6 protein-coding genes are annotated in these 4,980 nt (G+C 68.4%); 1 reads left to right on the top strand and 5 read right to left on the bottom strand.

The window, feature by feature from the left end; genetic code table 11:
• Nucleotides 1-363 (bottom strand): helix-turn-helix domain-containing protein (locus X803_RS19770; protein WP_156930069.1); only part of this gene is annotated, 363 nt, incomplete at its 3' end.
• A gap of 63 nt (nucleotides 364-426) precedes the next feature.
• Between X803_RS19770 and hutH the strand changes: the two genes are divergently transcribed.
• Entirely contained in the window at nucleotides 427-2,004 is a 1,578-nt protein-coding gene (hutH, locus tag X803_RS0112490; protein WP_026545391.1) for a histidine ammonia-lyase, read from the top strand.
• A 103-nt stretch (nucleotides 2,005-2,107) separates the two neighbouring features.
• Here hutH and X803_RS0112485 read toward each other — a convergent pair whose 3' ends face one another.
• From X803_RS0112485 to X803_RS19765, 4 genes are all read right to left on the bottom strand, one after another.
• Entirely contained in the window at nucleotides 2,108-2,650 is a 543-nt protein-coding gene (locus X803_RS0112485) for an AMIN-like domain-containing (lipo)protein (protein ID WP_026545390.1), read from the bottom strand.
• 186 nt (nucleotides 2,651-2,836) lie between these two features.
• The gene (locus X803_RS0112480; RefSeq protein ID WP_026545389.1) at nucleotides 2,837-4,015 is read right to left on the bottom strand and encodes a cation:proton antiporter; all 1,179 of its coding nucleotides are present in this window, start codon (nucleotides 4,013-4,015) and stop codon (nucleotides 2,837-2,839) included.
• 7 nt (nucleotides 4,016-4,022) lie between these two features.
• Nucleotides 4,023-4,505 (bottom strand): cation:proton antiporter regulatory subunit, encoded by a 483-nt coding sequence (locus X803_RS0112475; protein ID WP_026545388.1) that lies wholly within the window; start codon nucleotides 4,503-4,505, stop codon nucleotides 4,023-4,025.
• A gap of 60 nt (nucleotides 4,506-4,565) precedes the next feature.
• Nucleotides 4,566-4,980: NAD(P)/FAD-dependent oxidoreductase (locus X803_RS19765; protein WP_156930068.1), on the bottom strand; the 415-nt coding region annotated here is incomplete at its 5' end.

The following is a 4,980-nucleotide window of genomic DNA, read 5'->3' as shown; positions in this document are numbered from 1 at the left end:
GACGTTGAGGTAGGCGGACTCACCGGTCGAGTCGACCAGCCGTTCCAGCGCCTCCTCCGCGAGGGAGACCAGCGATTCATGGGAGAGGGCCTGTGCACCGAGCTGGACCACGCGCATGCCCGGCCGGTAGCCGTCGTCGTCCCGGCGGACAAAGCCGGTGCCCTCCAGCGTGCGCAGCAGGCGCAGCGCGGTGGAGGCCGAGAGACCGGCGTCCCGGGCGGCGTCGGCGAGGGTCACCGACCCGCGGTCGCACACCGTGCCGAGGAGCAGCAGCGCCCGCTCGACGGTGCGGGTAGAGGTATCCGCCACGGTTTCTTCCTTGCGTTCGGGGGAAATTTGTATTTCACTTATTGAAACGCTCATTTCACTGATTGGCAAGGCCGGGTTGTGAAGAACGAAGTTGGACATAACGAAAGAGGACAGGTCATGCGAGACGAACCGACCGTGACGATCGGGCTCGGCGCACTCGCGCCGGCGGACGTGGTTGCCGTGGCGCGCTACGGTGCCCGGGTACAGCTCGGCGCGGAGTCCCTGGCCGCGATGGAGGCTAGCCGTGCGGTCATTGACGCCCTCATCGACGACCCCATTCCCCACTACGGCGTCTCCACCGGGTTCGGCGCGCTGGCCACCAAGCACATTCCCGTCCAGGAGCGTACCCACCTCCAGCGCAGCCTCATCCGCAGCCATGCGGCGTCTTCCGGCGCTGAAGTGGACCGCGAGGTGGTGCGCGGACTCATGCTCGGCCGGCTCTCCACCATGGCAACCGGGCGGACAGGCGTGCGTCCCGTCGTCGCGCAGACCTACGCCGACATGCTCAATGCCGGAATCACGCCCGTGATCGGCGAGTACGGTTCGCTGGGCTGCTCCGGGGACCTTGCCCCGCTCTCCCACGTGGCGCTGGCGCTGATGGGCGAGGGCGAGGTAAGGAACGACGACGGCGCGCTGCTGCCTGCCGCCGCGGCGCTGGCTGCCGCCGGCATCCCCCCGGTGGAACTGCGGGAAAAGGAAGGACTTGCCCTCATCAACGGCACCGACGGGATGCTCGGCATGCTGGTCCTGGCCTCCGCGGACCTGCACCGGCTGCTGCGGACCGCGGACCTCGCCGCCGCGATGAGCGTGGAGGGACTGCTGGGCACCGAGAGCGTCTTCGCCGAGGACCTGCACCGGCTCCGGCCGCATCCGGGCCAGCTGGCATCCGCAGCGAACATCCGCCGGATCCTGGCCGGGTCCCGCCTCATCGGCGAGCATGCCTCGGAGGAGCGCAGGGCGCACCGGTTCACCCGGGTGCAGGACGCCTACTCGCTGCGGTGCGCCCCGCAGGTCCACGGTGCGGCGCGGGCCACGCTGGCGCACGTGGAATCGGTCGCAGCGATCGAGCTGGGCTCCGCCATCGACAATCCGGTGGTCACTCCGGACGGTCGGGTGGAATCGAACGGCAATTTCCACGGCGCTCCGATCGGTTACGCGCTGGACTTCCTGGCGATCGCCGTGGCGGACCTCGCCTCCATGAGCGAGCGCCGCACCGACCGCTTCCTCGACAAGAGCCGCAGCCACGGCCTCAACCCGTTCCTGGCGCACGATCCGGGCGTCGACTCAGGGCACATGATCGCCCAGTACACGCAGGCCGGAATCGTCTCCGAGCTCAAGCGTCTGGCCGCTCCGGCGTCCGTCGATTCCATTCCGTCCTCGGCCATGCAGGAAGACCACGTGTCCATGGGCTGGGCCGCCGGGCTGAAGCTGCGGCGTGCGCTGGACGGGCTCACCCGCGTTGTCGCGATCGAGCTGCTGACCGCGGCCCGTGCGCTGGACATGCGCGACGGCGGGTTGGCCACCTCCCACAGCTCACCGGCTCTTTCCGCCGCGCGCGCAGTGATCCGCGAGGTGGTCGAAGGTCCGGGAACGGACCGCTACCTCGCACCGGAAATCGAGGCCGTGCGGAAGCTGGTGGAGGCTGGTCTGGTGACTGACGCCGTCGACCGTGTCCTGGAGGAGCCGCTGGAGTAGAGCGTCCGGCGCTGTGTGTACAAGTGCCCGGCGCGTAATAATGGCGCTCCGATCAACTCAGAGCGCCATTGTGACCACTCACGCTGGAGGGTTGGGACGGAAGTTACCAGCGATGGGCCACATCGATGACGAGCCGGGACGAGGTTCCCGGACCGTCGAGGGTGAAGACCCGGAACGGGAGACGGGCGCGGACACCGAGGCCGAAGGTTGTGCGGCCCTCGAAACTGTCCACGTAGGCCACCTGGCGGAAGGTTGTGAAGCCCGCCAGGTTGACCGCTTCAGACCGGACGGCCGGACTGTAGGTTGCGTTGTACCGCGAGTCGTGGGCCGGTGCGTTGACGGTCACCTGGATATCGGCACCGCCTCGCAGCGGTGTTGCCAGGCCGGAGGTCCCGACGACGGCGCTGACGTACCGGATGGTGTAGCCGGCGCCCTTGCCCCGCACGTCAACCACGAGCCGGTCGAAGCAGGCATGGCGTCCGGCCCGCGCGTTCACCACGGGAGCGCTGGTGTAGGCCGTGCTGGTCTTGGCCAGCGAGCCCCAGGTGATCCCGCAGTAGGGAGCAGCCGAGGCCGGAGTCGGCGCCACCAGGCCGAATCCGACTATGAGAAGCAGACTCGCCAGCAGCGCACGAAGTGTGTGCATGATGCACCACCTTTCAAGGAAGTAGGTGGGATCATCGTAGGACCGCGCGGGGGAAGAAGATCCGCCCCGGAAGCCATCGGCGCCCAACCGTTACGGGCAGCCTGAAATCGCGGATTTTCCCGGAAGTATGGCGCACGAAACGCAACCATTCAGATGCCGCTTTGTCATCCTGTGCTTCTCGCGGGGTCAGACCGTCTGCGGCGTTTTGCCCTGGATCAGCCGCATGGCGGGCTCGGCAAGCCGGGCGGCAACCGGCCCGAAGATGGCCATCAGGAGCACGTAGGCGGTGGCGAGCGCGGCGAGCTCGTCGGTGACCGCTCCGGAGGCCACCGCCAGGCCCGCGATGACGATCGAGAACTCCCCGCGGGCGATGAGCGCAGCTCCGGCCCGGGCACGGCCCAGGCGTCCCACGCCCTGCCGCTTCGCCGCCCACCATCCGGTAGCCACCTTGGTGATGGAGGTGATCACGGCCAGCAGCAGCGCGTAGCCGAGCACGGGCGGGATGGTCGAGGGGTCGGTGTTGAGCCCGAACACCACAAAGAAGACCGCCGCGAACAGGTCCCGCAGGGGTTCGAGGATGCGCGTGGCGTTGGTGGCGGTGGCCCCGGAAATTGCGATCCCGAGCAGGAACGCGCCCACGGCGGCCGAGACCTGCATGGCCGAGGCCACTCCCGCGACCAGCAGCGCCCCGCCGATCAGGGTCAGCAGGAACACCTCGCGGTCCTTGGAATCGACGATCGCGGACACCGTTCTCCCGAACCGCAGCGCGATCACCAGCACCACGGTCACCACCATCAGCGAGATGCCGACGGCCCGGAGCCCGCCGGCGAAGCTCACTCCGGCCAGGACGGTGGTCAGGATGGGCAGGTAAATGGCCATTGCGAGGTCTTCGAAGACCAGCAGGGACAGGACCACCGGCGTCTCCCGGTTGCCGAGGCGGCGCAGGTCCGTCAGCACCTTGGCGATAATGCCCGACGACGAAATGTACGTCACTCCCCCGAGAACGAGCGCCCCGACTCCTCCCCATCCCAGCACCAGCGCAATCAGCGCCCCGGGCAGGAAGTTGAGCACGATGTCGAGCACCCCTGCCATCCAGGACTGCTTCAGCCCCGTCACCAGCTCCCCGGCGGTGTACTCCAGCCCGAGCAGCAGGAGCAGGAGGATGACCCCAATTTCACTGGCGATGGCACTGAATTCCTCGAGTCCCTGCAGTTCCACGAACCCGCCCTGGCCGAAGAACAGTCCGCCGATCAGGTAGAGCGGGATGGGCGACAGGCCGATCCGGCCGGCGAGCCGCCCCAGGAGGCCGAGGCCGAGGAAGACGGCGCCCAGTTCAATGAGTACCAGCGCGCTGTGACTGCCCACCTGCGGCTCAGCCGCCGCGCAGAATCTCTGCGGCGGCGTCGAGTCCGTCGGCGGTTCCAACGGCGACCAGCAGGTCTCCTGCGGCCAACGTGAAGTCAGGGCCCGGGGAGGCCTGTACCTGGCCGCGCCTCAGCAGGGCGACGATGGAGACGCTGGTGCGGCTTCGCATCCTGGTGTCGCCGAGCTCGCGGCCGTCGAAGGGCGAACCTGCCTCAATGAGGATCTGGCGGGTGCTTACTCCGGCCAGGTCCCGATGTTCCTCCGCCAGCTGGGCCACCAGCGGGTGCGCTCCCAGCAGGTTGCCCAGTGCGAAGGCTTCCTCCGCGGTCAACGGAATGGAGGCGATGCAGGCGTCGGGATCATCGGCCCGGGACACGATCAGCTCGGTCTCGCCGTCGCGCTGGGTCACCGTCCCGATCCGGCGGCCCGACGCCGTCACAATGTCCTTGCGCACGCCGATCCCGGGGAGAGGCGTTTCTTCAACCTTCATACCTGTAACTCTAGACCTGCCGGAATCGCCCGGTTGTCGCGGTTGCGAGGCTTGTCGCGCTCAGGAGCGTCCGGCGGCCAGTGCGGCGGCGACCGGGTGACCCGCTCCGTTTCCTGCCCCTGTTCCGGTAATCAGCCCGGCCGCCAGTTCGGCAATGGCCGAGGACGTCTGGAACCCGTAACCGCCCTGGCCTGCCAGCCAGAAGAATCCCTCGGCCTCCGGGTCGAATCCCACTACCGGCAGTCCGTCCGCCGCCTGGGTCCGCAGCCCGGTCCACGCCCGCAGCACGGTTCCGATGTCCAGCGTGGTCAGGCCGTTCAGCCGGGAGATCAGCGCCTCAAGATCCTCCGGGCGCGGCTGCGCGTCTTCCGGCACGCTGGGAACTGATTCGGCCGGGGAAATCAGCAGGCCGTCGTCGTCCCGGCGGAAATAGAAACTGTCATCCGCGGCGGCCACCATGGGCGAGTCCGGGGCC

This window comes from Arthrobacter sp. 35/47 (genome assembly GCF_000520475.1).
Taxonomy (GTDB): Bacteria; Actinomycetota; Actinomycetes; order Actinomycetales; family Micrococcaceae; genus Arthrobacter_D; species Arthrobacter_D subterraneus.
Note: the sequence above shows the minus strand (reverse complement) of the source record. Positions and strands in the feature narration are given on the sequence as shown.

Excerpts from the sequence above, each read along its gene's own strand:
- hutH (WP_026545391.1), top strand. The coding sequence starts at position 427 with ATGCGAGACGAACCGACCGTGACGATCGGGCTCGGCGCACTCGCGCCG.
- X803_RS0112485 (WP_026545390.1), bottom strand. The coding sequence starts at position 2,650 with ATGCACACACTTCGTGCGCTGCTGGCGAGTCTGCTTCTCATAGTCGGA.
- X803_RS0112475 (WP_026545388.1), bottom strand. The coding sequence starts at position 4,505 with ATGAAGGTTGAAGAAACGCCTCTCCCCGGGATCGGCGTGCGCAAGGAC.